Here is a 17,380-nt window from a genome sequence, read left to right on the forward strand (position 1 = left end):
TGAAATCCATTTTTAAATTTAAAGTGAGCATAATTTACAACAGGATAAAAACGTCGTGACTACTGGCACGCTTCACAGTCGCCATCCAGATTGCAGCTCTCACCTGGGGTAACCAGTGTGGCTGCAGTCCGCTCGACCTGAATATCACCAGAGGCACTTGCGTTTTTCATCCAGCGAGGCTGAATTCCAAACTTATTGACGTCCACGGTTGATTTCTCAACCTGGGTGGCTGCCAGAGTTCGCAGATAATAGGTGGTCTTCAACCCGCGTTCCCAGGCCAGCATATACATATCATGCAATTTTTTGCCGGAAGGTTCTGCTAAATACAGGTTGAGTGACTGTCCCATATCGATCCATTTCTGGCGATGGGCGGCACATTCAATGGTCCACTTGGGTTCCACTTCGAATGCCGTCAGATAACGGGCCTTCAAGTCATCGGGAATCCGATCAATCTCCGTGACCGAACCATCATAATACTTGAGGGCTTCCAGCATATCTGCATCCCACAGACCCAGGGCTTTCAAATCATCCACCAGTAAGAGGTTGACCTGGGTAAACTCGCCGGACAGGTTGCTCTTCACATACAGATGCTTATAGGAAGGCTCAATCGATTGAGACACACCAATGATGGTCGAAATCGTCGCCGTGGGAGCAATTGCCATCACGTTGCTGTTACGCATACCGTTCTGTGCAATCGAATCCCGCACGACCTGCCAGTCCAGGCGGGTCTGTCGATCCACTTCAATCGGAACCCCCCGTTCTTTTTCATGCAGATCCAGCGTATCAATGGGCAGTAAGCCACGGTCCCACTTGGAACCAGTATAAGATTCATATCGACCACGCTCACGAGCCAGTTCAGAAGAAGCCAGGATCGCGAAATACGAAATCGCTTCCATGCTGGCATCAGCAAATTCTACAGCCTGCATGCTGGCATAGCTGATTCCCTGAGCCAGGAGAGCATCCTGAAAACCCATCAGGCCTAGACCAACGGGGCGATGCCGGGTATTCGAATTACGGGCTTCTGCAGTGGGGTAGTAATTGATATCAATTACGTTATCCAGCATTCGCATGGCAGTCCGAACGGTCTCTTCCAGCATTCCCAGATCAAGCTGACCATCAACAATGTGCAGCTTGAGGTTGACGGAACCCAGGTTGCAGACAGCCGTCTCATTCCGTGAGGTATTCAACAGAATTTCGGTACACAGATTACTGCTGTGCACAACGCCGGCATGGTCCTGAGGCGAACGCAGATTGGAAGGATCTTTCCAGGTAATCCAGGGATGACCGGTTTCAAACAGACGAGTCAACATCTTACGCCACAATTCGACGGCTGAAATACGACGGAAGAGTTTGAGCTCACCGGTTTCGGTCATCTTTTCGTATTCGGCATAACGCTGTTCGAATGCCTGACCGTAAAGATCATGCAGATCGGGAACATCATTCGGGCTGAATAAAGTCCACTCGGCATCTTCGCGAACACGACGCATAAACAGGTCGGGAATCCAGTTCGCCGTATGCATGTCATGGGTCCGTCGTCGGTCATCGCCTGTGTTTTTACGCAGGTCGAGGAACTCTTCGACATCCATGTGCCACGTTTCGAGGTACGAACAGACGGCTCCTTTGCGTTTACCGCCCTGGTTCACAGCAACAGCAGTATCGTTGACCACTTTCAGGAACGGAATCACGCCCTGGCTCTGGCCGTTGGTACCACTGATGTGGGAGTTGGTGGCCCGGATCTGTGTCCAGTCGTTACCCAGTCCGCCGGCCCACTTGGAAAGCTTGGCGTTGTCGGCTACACATTTGAAAATGTGGTCCAGATCGTCGTCGACTGTCGAGAGATAACAGGAACTCAACTGAGGATGCAGGGTGGCAGAGTTAAACAGCGTCGGCGTTGCCGATGTAAATCGGAACGTGGAAAGAATGTTATAGAACTCAATCGCCCGTCCGGTGACATCACCGGCTTCCTGAATCGCCAGTCCCATGGAAACACGCATCCAGAAATACTGAGGTGTTTCAATGCGGCGGCCATCAATGTGCAGCAGATAACGATCGAAAATGGCCTGCAGTCCCAGATACTGGAACAGGTGATCCCGCTCTGGTTTGAGAGCCAGAGCAATTCGATTCAAATCGTACTTGTGCAGATCGGGAGTCAATCGTTTGGCTTCAATTCCATCACTGAGGAACTGTGGAAAACGATCCACATACAGTTGATTCAATTCATTGACGTCAGAGGGCGCATTTCCCAAAGCGTCATTATAGATAATCTTGAGCATCAGGCGCGAAGCAACGGTATCGTAGGCAGGATCGCGTTCAATACGGGTCCGGGCTGCCAGAATCATGGCACGATACAATTCTTCGACAGATATACCATCGAAGATCGAACGCATGACTTCTTCCAGCAGCGCTTCCGCAGAACAGTCACCTTCCAGTCCGCGACAGGCGTCGGAAAGTCGCGCCAGAATGCGGGCTTCATCGAAGGGTGTCTTAGTCCCATCGGTCAGAATCACATGAAACCGGGGCGTTGTCGATTTGATCGTGTCAGACTCATCCGCCAGATCAGTAGAAGCGCGTAAAGCACGAAGCTTGGCACGATCTGCACGGTAGACAATATAACGGCGTGCAATACGGTAGTGACCGCGACGCATCAGCATCATCTCAACAACGTCTTGAATTTTTTCCACTTCAATACCAGCATCACTACTGGCTGCGGAAGCAATTTCATTGGCCACCGACTCGACCATTTCCGGAATTTCCATCCGAATTTCATCATCGAGTGGCTGATTGTCTGCGAGATTGAGTTCCGCGCGGAAAGCGTTAGAGATTGCACGACCGATCAACGAAGCATCAAAGGAGGCAGTTCTACCTCCACGCTTAGTGACGATCCATTCTGTTTGCGCTCGAATCATTCGATTGCCTCCTTTAAATGGAATGCTAAAAATCCGGCTGTGTCCATGCCGACAGCAGCTTGTGTATCAATTAGAAACGTTGTGATGAGACCGCAGTTGCACGCACAGTGCCCCACACATAGTGAGCTCACAGGAGAGGGCCAGAAATGTAAGAACAGACAAGACAGGAAACATGAAGAGACGGGAGCAGGCAGGCAGCATTGTTATGGTGCATGAACTGGCAACTCCATTTGCTCTTACGAAACCCTCACTGATCTGAAATTCGATTTCTAAAACCATCTGAATGTGAGAGCTGAGGCTCCACCAAACCCCTGAGAGACAGGTTTCATGAGCAGGTCGCAGGCATTTTGTGCGGTCTGGAGAGAGACTGGAGCACGGCCCGGAACTATTCAAAAAAACACTGTCGGAAGACTTGGTAAAACCACCTTTTTTTTGACCCACACCGAAACACCCGTTTAGTAATTTGTGTGAGTCACTCACTCATAACACCCAATATAGTGTGTATATTTCAGTAGTCAATACTAAATGTTGGACATCGTCCAAAGATGTCAAGATTCATTAGCGAGACTCTGCAAAACACTGTATTTGTAGAAACTACACACAAATTTCATCCAAATCCAATCTTCAGATCACCGAAAAACACAAAAGATTTTTTTTCTGAATCAGCTGACCGGCAAACTTCGCAATGCCCCCGCATCTTGCAAAATGCGACCAGCTTAAAAGAGGGCAAAACATCGAAATGTGTGATTCTTCATCAAAATTTCATGCTTGCTGCGACCTGGAACAAAATGCTGAGGGTCCTGCAAATCAACGATTCCTGCCAGCAAAACGCCGCAGCAGACTCTGTATCAGCAGTACGCCGAACTCGAAACGGGATACTTTGGGGCGCTGCTTCCAGACATTGAACTGCTGCTGTTCGATGTGATCGAGTATTTTCAATCCCCCCTGGATAAACAGATCGATGTCGACCTGCAGGCGTCCGGGAAGCTGTGCAATCAAAGGCATACCAGCCAGGAGGTACTGCCGCGCGCGTTGCACTTCAAACGCCATCAACTTCTGAAATGATTCGTTGAATTCACTTCGTTCAAACTGCGCTCTGGTATAGCCGAACTGCTCACAATCTTCCCGGGGAATGTAGATGCGGCCGATCTCGAAATCGCGGGCGACATCCTGCCAGAAATTCGCCAGCTGCAATCCGGTACAAATCGAATCGGACCAGGCAACTGTTTCCTCAGTAACAGTCTGACACAGATGCAGTACCAGCCGCCCCACTGGATTGGCGCTTCTCTGGCAGTACGAAAGCAGTTCTGCAAAGGTCTGATATTCGCTGATATGCTGATCCTGTTCGAACGCCTGAATCAGGTCATCGAAGGCGGTTTGAGGCAAATCATATTTAACGATGGTGGGAGTCAGCGCAATAAACACCGGATGCAGACGCGGCATGAACGACGACGGTTCTTCCTCTACAGCGTTCTGAATGTTCTGATAGCAGTCCACCAGTTGCGACCGCCACCAGGCGAGCAGGCGGAGTGACTGGTCGGCGTCTGCGATTTCATCGCTTAGATCGTCGGCCCAGCGGCAGAAGGCATAGACGTTATAAAAGTGCTGCCGCAAGTCCCGCGGCAATGCCCAGGAGACAACGGGGAAATTTTCGTAATGTCCCAAGGCGATTTTACGGCAATACGCTTGGGCCTCAGCCAGGGAGACTGGAGCATCCGTTCCCTGAAAACAGGGGGAATCGGGCCCCCAGGCCGCCAATTCATGCTCAAATGCCGTCATTTAGCCGGAACTTCCCAAACGCATAGCGCCAGTTGATTAACAATCGTCTCCCAACTGGATAATCTATAAGAAATATGACTCAACCGCTTACTATGCCAGCAGCCGTCACAGGCGGCCTGTCGAGTTCTGTTTCATAACCGCCCGGCATCAGCACGCTCTGAATGCCAGCAGAATATACATACTTCGAATCGGCGGGCGCTCAACAGATTCTGATACCAGCAGACTAAAGGGATACAGGTCCCGCCTCTGGAAATCAAGAGAGCCAACCCAATCCTGTTCGATTCACACTGAAAACGCTTTCCAAAGAAAAACGTAAAGACCATGGCCATTCCTAAAATTGCTATCGTAGGGCGCCCCAATGTTGGCAAAAGTTCCATTTTCAACTGGCTCGCCGGACACCGGGTGGCGATTGTCGACCCGACCGCCGGTGTTACTCGCGATCGAGTCACGTACCTGGTCCATGAAAAAGATCGCTATTTTGAACTGGTTGATACCGGCGGAATCGGCATCACCGACAGCGACGACCTCTCAGAAGACATCGAACGCCAGATCCAGGTCGGCATTGATGAAGCCGACCTGATCCTGTTTGTCGTCGACGGCTCCCTGGGTGTGGCGCACCTGGATGAAGAAGTCGCCACGCGATTACGCTTGATTGAGAAACCCAAAATCCTGTGTATCAATAAATGCGATTCCACCAAAACCGATGATGAAGCAGCACAGTTCTTTCGCCTGACGAATTCCCCCGTCGTACTGACGAGTGTCAAAGGGAATCGGAACCGAAATGAATTACTTGATGAGATCATGGATCAGCTGCCCCCGGCAGAAGAGCTGGAAGAATCGGAAGGAGATACGCTGTCGGCGGATCCCGAACTGAAAATTGCGATCGTCGGTCGGCGGAATGTCGGCAAAAGTACCTTCATCAATGCGTTGGCTGAGTCGGAGCGGATGATCGTCAGTGAAGTTGCCGGCACAACCCGCGACAGTGTCGACATCCGGTTTGAATTCGACGACAAATCCTTTCTTGCCATCGATACCCCGGGGGTAAGAAAACGGAAAAGTCTGGCGAACGACATTGAATTTTATGGCTTAACCCGGGCAAAACGCAGCATCCGTCGCGCCAACGTGGTCCTGATGTTTTTTGATTCGCAGGAGACGGTTTCCAAAGTCGACAAACAGCTGGTCGCCGAGATCGATGAAAATCATAAACCCTGTATCTTCGTGATCAATAAATGGGATCTGGGCCGCGAAAAGAAAATGACCTCGGAGAAATGGGATGAATATCTGACGTCCCAGTTCCGCACCATGCGGCACGCTCCCGTGGCGTTTGTCACTGCAAAGGACTCGCGCAACATCAAGCAGGTCATCAACCTGGCACAGACGATTTACAAACAGTCGCGGATTCGTGTCTCGACAGGGCGACTGAATAAAATCGTAAGAGCAGCGATCCAGAACAATCAGCCCCCCTACTCCAAAAACCACCGTCCCAAAATTTACTACGCGACGCAGGTGGCCACCGAGCCGCCGACGATCGTCTTGAAATGTAACGACCAGAAACTGTTTACCGAATCCTGGAAGCGCTACCTGAGCGGCGTACTGCGGGAGGCACTCCCCTTTAAAGAGATCCCGATTAAAATCTATTACCGTCCGAAAGATGCGAAAGACGAATCGAGCCCGAGCCTGGACATGGTCGAGCAGGATGATTTCGAAGTTTTCAGCCCGAACGAGCATCGAAATCAAAAAGGGGACAATGTCTAGTCGAATTTCATTGTCCTGATGTGTGCAGCCGCGGCGTCTGCGAGGACGTCGCGGAACATGCGGTCGGGATTGTCGAAAAAGGCAATGCTGATTCCGCGATCGACCGAGCGCGTGGCCAGCAGGGTCAACATCGGTGTGGGAGGTGCATAACGCTCCATAAAAATGAGCCGCATGCCAGGCCCCTCGAGATTCAGCAGACGTTCAAAGTACTGCATCGCCAGGTTGCCATCGCGGGCCAGCACAGCACCTTTCACCGAGACGCGCAGCTTCTGCCATTCTTCCGGCGTCATTTCCTTTTTCCAGGTCATGACCTGCTCATGCATGGTATCGAGTTGACTCGCCGCGGCTTCGGCAATATTCGCTTGAATCATCGGCAGCATACGGCGTGTGAAAGCCTGCAGCTCTGCGGTGCTGAACTGTTGCCGTTGAATCACCTTTTCCAGGAACTGCCTGGAATCAGCCAGCAGCTGTTTCTGCCGTTTGAGGCTGGTCCGTTCCAAACCCATGTGCTCGATCTGTTTCTCGACCCGGTCGATCTGCCCATGATACTCAGCCAGTTGTTGCAGACGTTGCGTGTCGAGCTTGCCGGCACCGGGTGGGCCGAGCATGAGATAGATCGCGACCGGCATATGCGCAAAGACTTTCACCGTATCGTACCGGGTAAGAATGATCTCCGTCGTCGTTTCCGAACCATTGCGGACCAGAACGAGTTTTCCATCCTCGAGCAGAATGATCGGCCCGCCAGAGGCGAGATCCAACTTTCGGGCGGCCGCGTGCGCATTCATGAACTCCCGATTCAGCTTCATCAGCGCCTCGCTCGCTGCTGCATTGATCTCCTCCGAGTAAGCCGCCTGGGGCAAACTCATCAAGATCAGGCCCGTGAAAATCATTCGTCTCATGTTTCTGCCTCCCTGGTATGGAATAAGCTTTTGGATTTATGCACAGTCGGGAATTAAAAGGTGTCACCCTTTGAGCTGATAAAAGGCTTCCGCGTTATCGTGAAACAGCTTTCGCTGGAACGCTTCTCCGCGATCCTGCACAATCCACCGCAGTGCCTGGTACCAGCTTTCGAAGTCGGCCGTCAGTGTGCAGACGGGCCAGTCGCCGCCGAAGAAGATGCGGTCTTCTCCGAACGTATCCAGGCAGAAGTCGATGTTCTGCTTGAGGTCTGCAGGCTGCCAGGCTCCCCTGGTGGCGGTCGCGACGATTCCCGAGATCTTGCAGAACACCCGTTCGCATTCAGCCATCCGCCGCATCCCCTGTTCCCAGTCCGGGCGGTCCTGTTGCTGATCGGGCTGCACGCTCATATTGCCGCAATGATCGATGATGAAACGTGTCTCCGGGCAGGCGTCGACCAGTTCGACGGCGTCCTGGATCTCGGCGGGTCGCATGCACAGATCAAAGCTCAAACCCAGGTCTCCCAGCAGGCGGATATTTTCTTTGAACTGCGGCGTGAGACACATGCCCGACGGACGGTCGGGATCGTGCAGGATGGTTCTGACTCCTTTCACGAATGGATTGCCGGCAAACTCTTCCAGAAAGTCGGCGAAGCTGCTTTCGCCGGGACAGCCACCGATGACGGCACCGGACATCGGATTATCGTCTGCTTCACATAATGCCAGCACGTATTGTGCTTCCTGTCGCTGCAGATCCGGATGTACATTCACTTCCATGTACACCGATTTTGCGACGGGACAATTGCGGGTTGCCTCAAGATAATCGGCCATACGAAAGCTGTTACGCAGAACGTCCATGCCGGGTAAAGCGAGCCAGGGGAGCTGGAACCGGTCTAAATCCCAGAGATGCTGATGTGTGTCGATAACGGGGATCGAATCCATGTGAGAAGACTCCAGTGGGAACGGAAATGGAAGTCCTGTTTTACCCGGATTTTAGACCCATTGCAAATCAGAATTCGCCTCTGTTTACGCTGGTATTGCGCCTGCTAATAGGTTAGAAGTGAGCTTTAACCAGTCAGAGTTCTCGATAGTTTACCAGTTCGATGCAACCTTCCCCAATTCAACAGAATCCCCGAATCGAGTATGAACGTCGGCTTGAAGACCGGTCGGGCAAGGTACAGGCATTCGTCAGACAAAGCGATCGCTTTTCCACCTTCAGAGGCCTGGTATTTATTGCTGGTATCGCTGTCCTGCTGGCGGCTACGGTCTGGGGTGCTCTCAGCCTGAAATGGATTGCCGCCCCGATTCTGGTATTTGTATTGCTGATCATTTTACATGCCCGCTGTATCCGTCGCCTGAAACGGGCACGCCAAGCGGAAGCTTATTATCGGACCGCGTTGGATCGCCTGAATCACCAATGGATTGATGTCCGACCTGCGGGGGAAGAATATTACGATCCCCAGCATATGTACGCCGGCGACCTGGACTTGCTGGGACGTGGTTCCCTGTTTCAACTGATCTGCTCTGCCCGCACGAAACTGGGTGAAGAGACACTGGCCCGCTGGTTACTGACTCCTGCGACGGCTGAAGAAATCAGGGCGCGGCAACAGTCGGTTGAGGAACTGCGAAACGAACTGGATTTTCGCGAAACCCTCGAACTGCTGGAAGCGGAACAGCACGGCGATATCGAACAGACTCATCTGTCGGACTGGGTCAAACAGCCTCTGATTCAAATTCCCGCCGGCCTGAAATGGGCCTCGATGGTGACCGGGGTCTTCGCCGCACTGGCTGTGATCAGTTGGCTACTGTCCTATTCGGGCATTGCTCCGATCTGCATCGCGATCATCATCCAGGTCTGTCTGTTATTCGGAATTGGCTCACGCATCCGTGAATTGCTGAATCAGACCGATGAAGTCCGCGATGGCCTGTCGGTACTTTCCGATGTGCTCTCATTGATTGAACAGCGTGAGTTTCAGTCTCCGCATTTAACAACGATTATTACCGCATTACAGACCGATGGCGTTCCTCCATCACGCAGTATTGCCCAACTCAGACGGAACATTCAGGGACTGAATAACTGTTTTCGTAATCAGTTTTCGGCTCCCATTACGATCTTACTGGGGATTCCGTTCCACTATATGTTTGCCATCGAGCGTTGGCTGCAGCGGGTAGGACCACACTGTCCCGAATGGCTGGCAGCGGTCGGCGAGTTCGAGGCACTCTGCTCACTGGCCGGTTATGCCTACGAACATCCTGAAGATCCTTTTCCGGAAATTGTTGATACAACCAGTGGTCCACGACTCGAAGGCGTTGAACTGGGACATCCGCTGATTCCCCTCGACCAGGTGGTCCGCAATGATGTCACGCTGAATACAGAACACCGCCTGCTGATGATCAGCGGCTCCAATATGTCCGGCAAAAGTACTTTGATGCGGACGGTGGGAACCAATTTCGTCCTCGCGCTGGCAGGTGCCCCCGTCCGGGCAACACGATTGACGGTGACTCCCATGCAGGCCGGTACCGCCATGCGTGTTCAGGATTCGCTGCAGCAGGGCGCCTCGCTGTTTTATCAGTCGGTGGCGCGACTTTCGGCGGTCGTGCATCTGGCAGACGCACCGGAGCCGGTCCTGTTTCTGTTGGATGAGATTCTGCAGGGAACCAATTCGCATGATCGTCGCATCGGTGCCCAGAGCGTGATTGAAACGTTGATCGAACGGGGTGGCATCGGCATTGTCACCACGCATGATCTGGCGCTCACGGAAATCACGGACCAGTTTGGATCACTGGCAAAGAATGTGCATTTTGAAGATCAGCTGATCGATGGGAAAATGACATTTGATTACCGGATGCGTCCCGGGATTGTGGAACACAGCAATGCCCTGGAATTGATGAAGATGATGGGCATTGAACTGAAAGCACTGGATACCGAACAAGATCCGGAATCGGCGGATCTGAAACAGTAAGCAAGTTCCCTCAGCCGACCAAGTAGAGCGCCACCTGAAAATAAATGATCAGGCCGAGGATATCTACCAGCGCGGTGATGAAAGGATTCGACATCAGTGCGGGGTCCATTCCAAGTTTGCGGAAGCCCATCGGCAGCATGCCTCCTGCGGAAATCCCCATCAAGACCACCAGGAATACCGCCAGACCGACGACCGATGCCTGTATCAACTGCGAAGTGAATGCCCACGAAACCAGGAAACTGATCACCGACAGCATGCTCCCTAACAGCAGACCGAGCTGCAGTTCTTTATGCAGCAGCGCACGTAATTCTTCGCGCTGAATATTTGATTCCAGGGCCATCGCCCGGATGATCAAGGTAGCGGATTGTGAACCAGCGTTACCGCCGCTGGCCAATATCAAGGGGATAAACAGGACCAGCCATTCAAACCTGTCCGATACCCCTTCAAAATGCTCAAGCACTTTCGCCGCCAGAAAGGAGGGCACCAGCAGGAAAATCAGCCAGCCAACGCGTTTTTGAATGACCGTCTTTAATGGCGTGGAAAGATAGCTGTCTTCCAGTGGCTCCACCGCCGCCAGACGATAGGTGTCTTCCGTCGCCTCTTCCTGCATAATATCGATGGCATCATCGTGGGTCACAATACCGACCAGCTGATTCTGATGATCCACAACCGGAATGGCGATAAAGTCAAAGCGGGCCATCTGCTGGGCGACAAACTCCTGATCGTCGTCGACGCGCACCGAAATCACATCGCGATTGGTAATTTCTGAAAGGGGACGCGCCGGGCGGGTGAAGATCAGCTCGCGCAAAGAGACAATTCCCTGCAGACGACGCCCTTCGTCTACTACGTAGATATAGGAAATAATTTCACTGTCAGGTGCCTGTTGACGCAACCGTTCCAACGCCTGAGCGACCGTGATATTTTCAGGTAACGACGCGTATTCGGTCGTCATAATTGCGCCGGCACTGTCTTCGGGATACGAAAGCAGTTTACGGATATCGCTGCGTTCTGCCTGCGCCATCAGGGGCAGCAGTTCTTCCACATGTTCATCATCCATCCGCGAGAGCAGGTCGACACGGTCGTCAGGCGCCATCTCTTCGATCAGTTTGGAAAGCGGTCCCCGCTCGATCACGCCGACAATTTCGATCTGTTGAGGCAGAGGCAGGAACTGAAAAATCTCGGCCTGTTTCTGGGCCTCGCAACAGCTGAGGACACGCCAGACCTTCTGGCTCTCGAGTTCCGCCAGGATCTCTGCGGTCACGGCAGGATAGAGCGCGTCACAGAACTCTTTGACACCTGCGATATCATTTTCTGCCAGCAGTACCTGAAGCTCAGGTAGCAATAATCGCCCATACATGCGGAATGCCTCGTTTGCCTGAGATGTTGATCTGTTCAACAAACCGAATTCTGGTCATACCAGGCAGTAAGAAGGAGCAGATCCACTCTCCTGCCAATCCCGACCCGCTTCTCTGTAAAAAAACACCCTGACCGGAATCAGCGCCAGCCAGGGTGTTGATGATTTTATACAAACAACAGAATCAGGTGTTGTTTGACATTGATCACACGCAGTTTATCGTTTTGAGAACTGGAAACTCTTGCGTGCTTTTTTGAATCCGAATTTCTTGCGTTCTACCATACGACTGTCACGAGTCAGGAAGCGACCGGCACTCAGTGTTTCGTGGAACTGATTATTGTAGGCTTCGAGAGCACGGGCAATACCGAGCACAATGGCACCGGTCTGACCTGTGGTTCCGCCACCGGTGACTCGCACCCAGACATCGACTTTACCGAAGGTCTCAGTTGCTTTCAGAGGCGCTTCGACCATCTGACGATCCCGTTCGACACGCAGATAGTCATTCAGAGACTGGCCATTGATGGTCAGACTTCCGGAACCAGCTTTGATGCGAACCCGTGCGACAGCAGTTTTGCGACGCCCGGTCCCCATAGCCACACCCATTTTATCCAGTTTCCCCCGAATCACAGGCTCTGGTTTGATGACTTCGTCTTCTTCGGTCTCAGCAGGCACGCCGGAACCCAAAGTCAACTCAGGTACACCGGATGTCGTTGTCATTGAGTCAGCGGTCGCTTCTTCTGAAGTGGCTGTTTCACCCTCAACTGGCGTCTGCTGTTCCGGTGTTCCGGTTGTTACTTCTTCTTCTGGAGTCTCATTATCCATGACGGTTAACTACTCTTATCTTATTATTCTGAAAAGGGATAAATAGAAGTTTGTCTGCTTCTGCTCAGATTAAGGCAGCAGGTGAGCTGGCATATCCTGAGGTTGTTGTGACTGTTGTTCGTGTGTAGGGCCTGCATAGAGTTTGAGTTTCTTCAACATGTGGCGGCCCAATTTATTTTTGGGAAGCATGCGGCGGACGGCTTCGGAGAGAACATGAGTCGATTGACCCCGTTCCAGTTTCTTTTCCGCTGTCACTACTTTCAGACCGCTGGGATAACCCGAGTAAGTCGCGTAGCTCTTTTGCAGCATCTTCTGAGAGAAATAGGGGTGTGAGTCGTGGGCAAGTTCCTTACCGGAAAACTTTACCTTATCACAGTTTACGACAATCACATAATCTCCGGTATCCACATGAGGCGTGTAGGTTGGCTTGTGCTTGCCCATCAGAACGGTCGCAATTTTTGCGGCCAATCGACCCACGATCTGATTATCTGCATCGACAACGAACCACTCAGGGTTAACAGTCTTAGCATTTGCCATATAGGTTTTTGTAGTAGACACCGGCTATTCCTCAAACGTAAACGATATAATATTCAATACTTATGTCAATATGCATTTCAAACATGCATCTCTGTTCATAGAGGGAATTCCGCCTCACAGTCTGAAAAACGCCGGTAATGGGAGCGCATACTAACCGCAAGGGAGCGGATAACAGTAACCTTTTTGATCTGCATCTTCAACTTTGGCAGGGCGGAAAATCGGTGCTGGAACACAAAAAAGCAGAGAAAAGTGACTTTTCTGCAGACTGAGCATCTGCCAGCAGGGTCCCGGAATCCTCAATGCCCTGCTGACCAGAGCAACGGCCTTCGAAACAGACACTATTTTACAGATAGGAGAGTAGTGTCAGTTGCAGGGCTGAAGAAGTCACCTGCAGATTTGCCTGAAATGCACTCTGCCTCTGCGTGATTTCCACAATGACCTGGGTCAGATCAGTATCAAATTCGTAGGAAATTGCTTCCTGAATTTTCACTTCCTGATCTTTCAGCCGGTTATTGGATTCTTCCAGGACACTCATGCGACTGCCGATGTCTCCTCGAACCCGGTTCACGCGGGCAATTTCCGTATCCAGTAAACCGCCAATTCGTCCGATTTCCTGATCATCACCGTTTCTCAACGCATTCTCCAGACGTGAGAGCAGGCTGAGGACACCCGTTGATTCTTTCGGATTCGGTTCATCTCCCACTAAGCCCACGAGGGGGTCAGAGCCGGACTCAATCCCGTCAATTCCCAGAGAATAGGCAATCTCGTTCGCGGGAATTTCCAGGGGCCCCGTACCTGAAGCATCGTAGATGGTCAGCCCGTTTCCGGTTGTATTCAGCGTCACCTGCAGTTGAATGGGAACGAAATTTCCCTGGAGCGGCACGCTGTTATCTGTTCCCCCCTCTGTGACTGCGAGCCCCAGTGCATCTGAGACGACATTGCTGGCGATACTCAAAGGCCCAGCGCCGGAATTATCTGTAATCTGGAAGGCATTGGTATCCGGATCGATGCTCGCCACCAGGTTGCCCGGATCGACGGCATTGATCGAATCGAGCACATCCTGCACGGTCGCATCGCCGGCCAGACTCACATTGACCACCGAGCCATCGCGGCGGGTAATATCCAACGTGGTTGCTCCGACGGGAACCCCCTGCCCCAGATTCAGATCTGCCAGCGGGGTCGTTCCATCAAAGTCTTCAAAATCATTGATCCGATCGATTACGTCCTGGACGGTTTTCGTGCCACTCATGTCCAGATTGATCGTGGTACCGTCGCGGCGGATGATCTGTAACTGTTTACCGGAATCCACATCGACGCCCCGCCCGTAATTCAATTCCGAAAGCGGCGTACTGGCAGAGAACGTAGCAATTCCCAGACCGGCGGCATTCGTGCCACCATTGTTTTCACCGATCGAGAAATCCGCTCCACTGATCCGACTGGAGATCTGCAGCCCGTTTTTGGCATCATTCAAGCCAAGATTGAGATCAGGATCGGCAGTTCGTATCAGATTAAAGACATCTTCAATCGTGGTGGCGGTAGAGAGATCAACGGTAAAGGTCTGCCCTCCATTATTAATGACCAGCCCTGTGCCCGCCGTTGTGCCGATTCCGGTACCCCCATTGAGCGAAGCCACTGTGGTCTGCAGTGTGATACCGGGATCAATGTCTCCCCCGTTCACCTGAGCCACGGCGGAACTGGCAATTCCCAGATCTGTCGCCAGTGTGGAACCGGTTACATTGGAGACAGCGATAGTACCGGCGGAGGGAGTGAGCCTCAAACCATTTTCACTGGCAGGGTCGATATCCACAGTCAGAGTGAGCGGCCCACCGGCAAAGGCATTTTCCAGAACCGTTTTCAGATCCTGGATCGTTTCTACACCGGAGAGATTCACGGTCTGGGTTTGTGGAGTCCCGTTATCCAGAGTTACCGAGATCGACCCGAGTTTCACGCCACGTCCGCCGTTCAAGTCAGAAACCCGGGTCTGCAGTGCTAACGCGGGGTTGATGTCGCCCCCAAATTCCGGAGAGCTGGCAGCAAAGGCTGAGATGCCGTCAAAGTTATTGGGAAGCAACGTCTGGGTATTGATGTAAGACTGGATCTGGTGATCATCTCCATGGTAGACCACCAGACCGTTTGCGCCTTCTTCAAAAGGAGCGACATTGGTCTGACTTCCGGAAAAAAGATACTGCCCGCGAAAGGAAGTATTACCGGCGTTGATCACCTGCGTTCGCAGGGAGGCAATCTGATCAGCCAGCGCCACACGTTCGGCGTCGGAAGAAGTCGATCCCACGCCTGATAGCGAAATGGCTTTCGCAGAATTCAGCGCATCACCGACACTGGTCAACGAATTCTCACTCATCGCCAGCATGCTCAGGCTCGTGTTGATATTGGACTGATACTGCTGCTGCCGTTCGAAAGTCGACTGCAGGATAATAGTCCTGAGTGCGGCTCCGGGAGATTCACTGGCCAGTGAAAACTGCTGTCCGGTAGAGACCTGCTGTTGAAGTTTCGCCAGTTCCAGCGCATTGTCATTCAGGGAGACTTTCAACCGCTCTGACAACATACTTGAAGGCAGGCGACCTGGTAATATGGGACCAATCGTCATGACACATCACACCGAAAAACAGGAAATAGAAACAGACCAGTTGAGTTCAAGAAATAAGGCCTTCAGATGTTAAGTAAAATCGTAAATAATTCGTCAATCGTACTGACCAGTCGGGCTGCCGACTGAAATGCTCTCTGGTACGTCAGCACGTTGATGGTTTCTTCATCAATACTCACGCCGGAAAACTGCTCCCGCTGATTGAGTAGCGAATCCCGAAACGTCTGGGCCCCTTCTGCGAGTGCTTCTTCTGAGGCGGAAGACTGTGCCAGATTGGCGACGATTTTCTCGTAATAGTTGTCAATGCTGATGCCTCCCAGTGACTCGACAGGATTTTCAGAGAACGCCGCCAGCAAGATGGCATTGCTGCCATCCGATGGACCTCCCCCCTGACCGGTCGCTAGAAACTGCTGATTCTGACTGACAACGGAGTTGACGGCTATATCGCTGGAATCACCGCCGGTAAATAAGGTATTGATACCGACTGCGGCCAGAGCCCCACTGGTATCATTCGAGAATTTGAATTCGTAATCGGAATCGGCGCTGATCGACAGTCGCCCGTCAGTAGAAACACTGGAATTAAGATTAGCAACGCTATTGATGGAGGAGGACAGGCTGTCGAGAGTCGTATCAGCGCCGATGCCATCCAGGTCCACGTTAATGGTGACGGTATTGGTTACCCCGGTCGACTTATTCGTGACTTTCATCTGAAAACTGCCATGATTCGCCTGGAAGGGTAAACCGGAAAGTTCCGAATTCAGCGTTGCCGTTGAATCCAGTGCCCGCGAAGCAGAAGTCAGCTGTTCGAAGCCCGCAGTTCCCTCACCCGAAGCATGGATCTTGTTGAATTCAAAAATCAGATTCGATGCATACGTATCGAGTTGATCAACGAAGCCTCCCAGGATGTCATCGCGTCCTTCAATGATTCCTTTGAGTTCGCCTCCCGTTCGAGAAATATTACTCTGCGTCTGGGTAAGCAGCACTTCGTGTACAACGACGCCGCGGTCTGTATCTGTATCTAACTGCAGTTTCTGCGAGGTACCCGCCAGAATGAGGTAATCGGAACCGGTAAAGACATCAATGGCACCGTCCGTGCGTTCGTTATAGCGGATCGGTATCAGTTCCGACAGCCGATTCAATGCTTCATAACGCTGTGTACGCAGTGCCCCGGCATCGCTTTGCAGTAATCCCGATGCTTCCAGCTTGGATATCTTGGGATTCAGATTGACGATTTTATCAATCAGTTCATTGGCTTCTGTTACCAGATTTTCCACATTCACTGACTGAACTTCGCGCAAACCGTTGAGTCTTAGACGGAGCGAACTGATATCGGCAGCAAATTTTTCTGCCTCGTTGATGACGAATTCCCGATCTGGAATGGAATTGGGTTGATTGACGACATTATTAATGGTTGACAGAAAATCATTCAGCCCCGTAGAGAGATCCCCGCCAGATAATTCCCGCAACTCGTTTTCCAGTTGCTTGAAGATCGTATTGCGTTCATCAATGGAAGCAAAGTCGGTATTCGCAGAATGGATTCGCGTCTCGAGGAACAGATCGATCTGCTGCTGGATCCCTGAGATTTCCACACCGGTGCCGGTAATCAGCGCGCCTTGTCGATAGGGGGCTGACGGATTAAGTACCAGTTCTTCACGGATATAACCGGGAGTACCCGCATTGGAAATATTCTGGCCGGCGACCTGGATCCCGGTCCCGAAAATTTCCAGTGACTGCTTGGCCATTGATAGGGTAGCGTTAAGTCCCAT

At 51.9% G+C, this 17,380-nt stretch carries 11 protein-coding genes; 2 read left to right on the forward strand and 9 right to left on the reverse strand.

The window, feature by feature from the left end:
* Positions 1–59 precede the first annotated feature (59 nt).
* Both Pan161_RS12655 and hpnC read right to left on the reverse strand, forming a co-directional pair.
* Positions 60–2,906 carry a ribonucleoside-diphosphate reductase subunit alpha gene (locus tag Pan161_RS12655; RefSeq protein ID WP_145227321.1) on the reverse strand — a complete coding sequence of 949 codons (2,847 nt, stop codon included), beginning with the start codon at positions 2,904–2,906 and terminating at the stop codon, positions 60–62.
* Positions 2,907–3,713: 807 nt separating this feature from the next.
* On the reverse strand, positions 3,714–4,685 hold the full coding sequence (hpnC, locus tag Pan161_RS12660; protein ID WP_145227323.1) for a squalene synthase HpnC: 972 nt from the start codon (positions 4,683–4,685) through the stop codon (positions 3,714–3,716).
* A gap of 321 nt (positions 4,686–5,006) precedes the next feature.
* On the opposite strand from hpnC, the gene der reads away from it, so the two are divergent.
* Positions 5,007–6,440, forward strand: coding sequence for a ribosome biogenesis GTPase Der (gene der / locus Pan161_RS12665; protein ID WP_145227325.1), 1,434 nt, complete (start codon positions 5,007–5,009; stop codon positions 6,438–6,440).
* Here the strand turns inward: der and Pan161_RS12670 are convergent.
* Together Pan161_RS12670 and Pan161_RS12675 are read right to left on the reverse strand one after the other, a co-directional pair.
* On the reverse strand, positions 6,437–7,339 hold the full coding sequence (locus tag Pan161_RS12670; RefSeq protein ID WP_145227327.1) for a hypothetical protein: 903 nt from the start codon (positions 7,337–7,339) through the stop codon (positions 6,437–6,439). The genes der and Pan161_RS12670 overlap by 4 nt on opposite strands.
* Before the next feature lie 63 nt (positions 7,340–7,402).
* Positions 7,403–8,278: an amidohydrolase family protein gene (locus tag Pan161_RS12675; protein ID WP_145227329.1), complete on the reverse strand. Its 876-nt coding sequence runs from the start codon at positions 8,276–8,278 to the stop codon at positions 7,403–7,405.
* A gap of 161 nt (positions 8,279–8,439) precedes the next feature.
* On the opposite strand from Pan161_RS12675, the gene Pan161_RS12680 reads away from it, so the two are divergent.
* Entirely contained in the window at positions 8,440–10,299 is a 1,860-nt protein-coding gene (locus Pan161_RS12680) for a MutS-related protein (protein ID WP_145227331.1), read from the forward strand.
* 10 nt (positions 10,300–10,309) lie between these two features.
* Here the strand turns inward: Pan161_RS12680 and mgtE are convergent, their stop codons facing one another.
* From mgtE to flgK, 5 genes are all read right to left on the reverse strand, one after another.
* Positions 10,310–11,695, reverse strand: a complete 1,386-nt coding sequence (gene mgtE, locus Pan161_RS12685; protein ID WP_232103718.1) for a magnesium transporter — start codon at positions 11,693–11,695, stop codon at positions 10,310–10,312.
* A gap of 174 nt (positions 11,696–11,869) precedes the next feature.
* Positions 11,870–12,256: a 30S ribosomal protein S9 gene (gene rpsI / locus Pan161_RS12690; protein WP_145232650.1), complete on the reverse strand. Its 387-nt coding sequence runs from the start codon at positions 12,254–12,256 to the stop codon at positions 11,870–11,872.
* A gap of 288 nt (positions 12,257–12,544) precedes the next feature.
* Entirely contained in the window at positions 12,545–13,012 is a 468-nt protein-coding gene (gene rplM / locus Pan161_RS12695; protein WP_145232652.1) for a 50S ribosomal protein L13, read from the reverse strand.
* Positions 13,013–13,355: 343 nt separating this feature from the next.
* On the reverse strand, positions 13,356–15,617 hold the full coding sequence (gene flgL, locus Pan161_RS12700; protein WP_145227335.1) for a flagellar hook-associated protein FlgL: 2,262 nt from the start codon (positions 15,615–15,617) through the stop codon (positions 13,356–13,358).
* A 62-nt stretch (positions 15,618–15,679) separates the two neighbouring features.
* Positions 15,680–17,380: a flagellar hook-associated protein FlgK gene (flgK, locus tag Pan161_RS12705; protein ID WP_232103720.1), complete on the reverse strand. Its 1,701-nt coding sequence runs from the start codon at positions 17,378–17,380 to the stop codon at positions 15,680–15,682.

The organism is Gimesia algae (assembly GCF_007746795.1).
Taxonomy (GTDB): Bacteria; Planctomycetota; Planctomycetia; order Planctomycetales; family Planctomycetaceae; genus Gimesia; species Gimesia algae.

Bases quoted from the DNA above. Each gene is read 5' to 3' on its own strand.
- Pan161_RS12675 (WP_145227329.1), bottom strand. From the start codon at position 8,278: ATGGATTCGATCCCCGTTATCGACACACATCAGCATCTCTGGGATTTA.
- rplM (WP_145232652.1), bottom strand. From the start codon at position 13,012: ATGGCAAATGCTAAGACTGTTAACCCTGAGTGGTTCGTTGTCGATGCA.
- flgK (WP_232103720.1), bottom strand. From the start codon at position 17,380: ATGGGACTTAACGCTACCCTATCAATGGCCAAGCAGTCACTGGAAATT.
- flgL (WP_145227335.1), bottom strand. From the start codon at position 15,617: ATGACGATTGGTCCCATATTACCAGGTCGCCTGCCTTCAAGTATGTTG.
- rpsI (WP_145232650.1), bottom strand. From the start codon at position 12,256: ATGGGTGTGGCTATGGGGACCGGGCGTCGCAAAACTGCTGTCGCACGG.
- der (WP_145227325.1), top strand. From the start codon at position 5,007: ATGGCCATTCCTAAAATTGCTATCGTAGGGCGCCCCAATGTTGGCAAA.
- Pan161_RS12670 (WP_145227327.1), bottom strand. From the start codon at position 7,339: ATGAGACGAATGATTTTCACGGGCCTGATCTTGATGAGTTTGCCCCAG.
- Pan161_RS12680 (WP_145227331.1), top strand. From the start codon at position 8,440: ATGCAACCTTCCCCAATTCAACAGAATCCCCGAATCGAGTATGAACGT.
- hpnC (WP_145227323.1), bottom strand. From the start codon at position 4,685: ATGACGGCATTTGAGCATGAATTGGCGGCCTGGGGGCCCGATTCCCCC.
- Pan161_RS12655 (WP_145227321.1), bottom strand. From the start codon at position 2,906: ATGATTCGAGCGCAAACAGAATGGATCGTCACTAAGCGTGGAGGTAGA.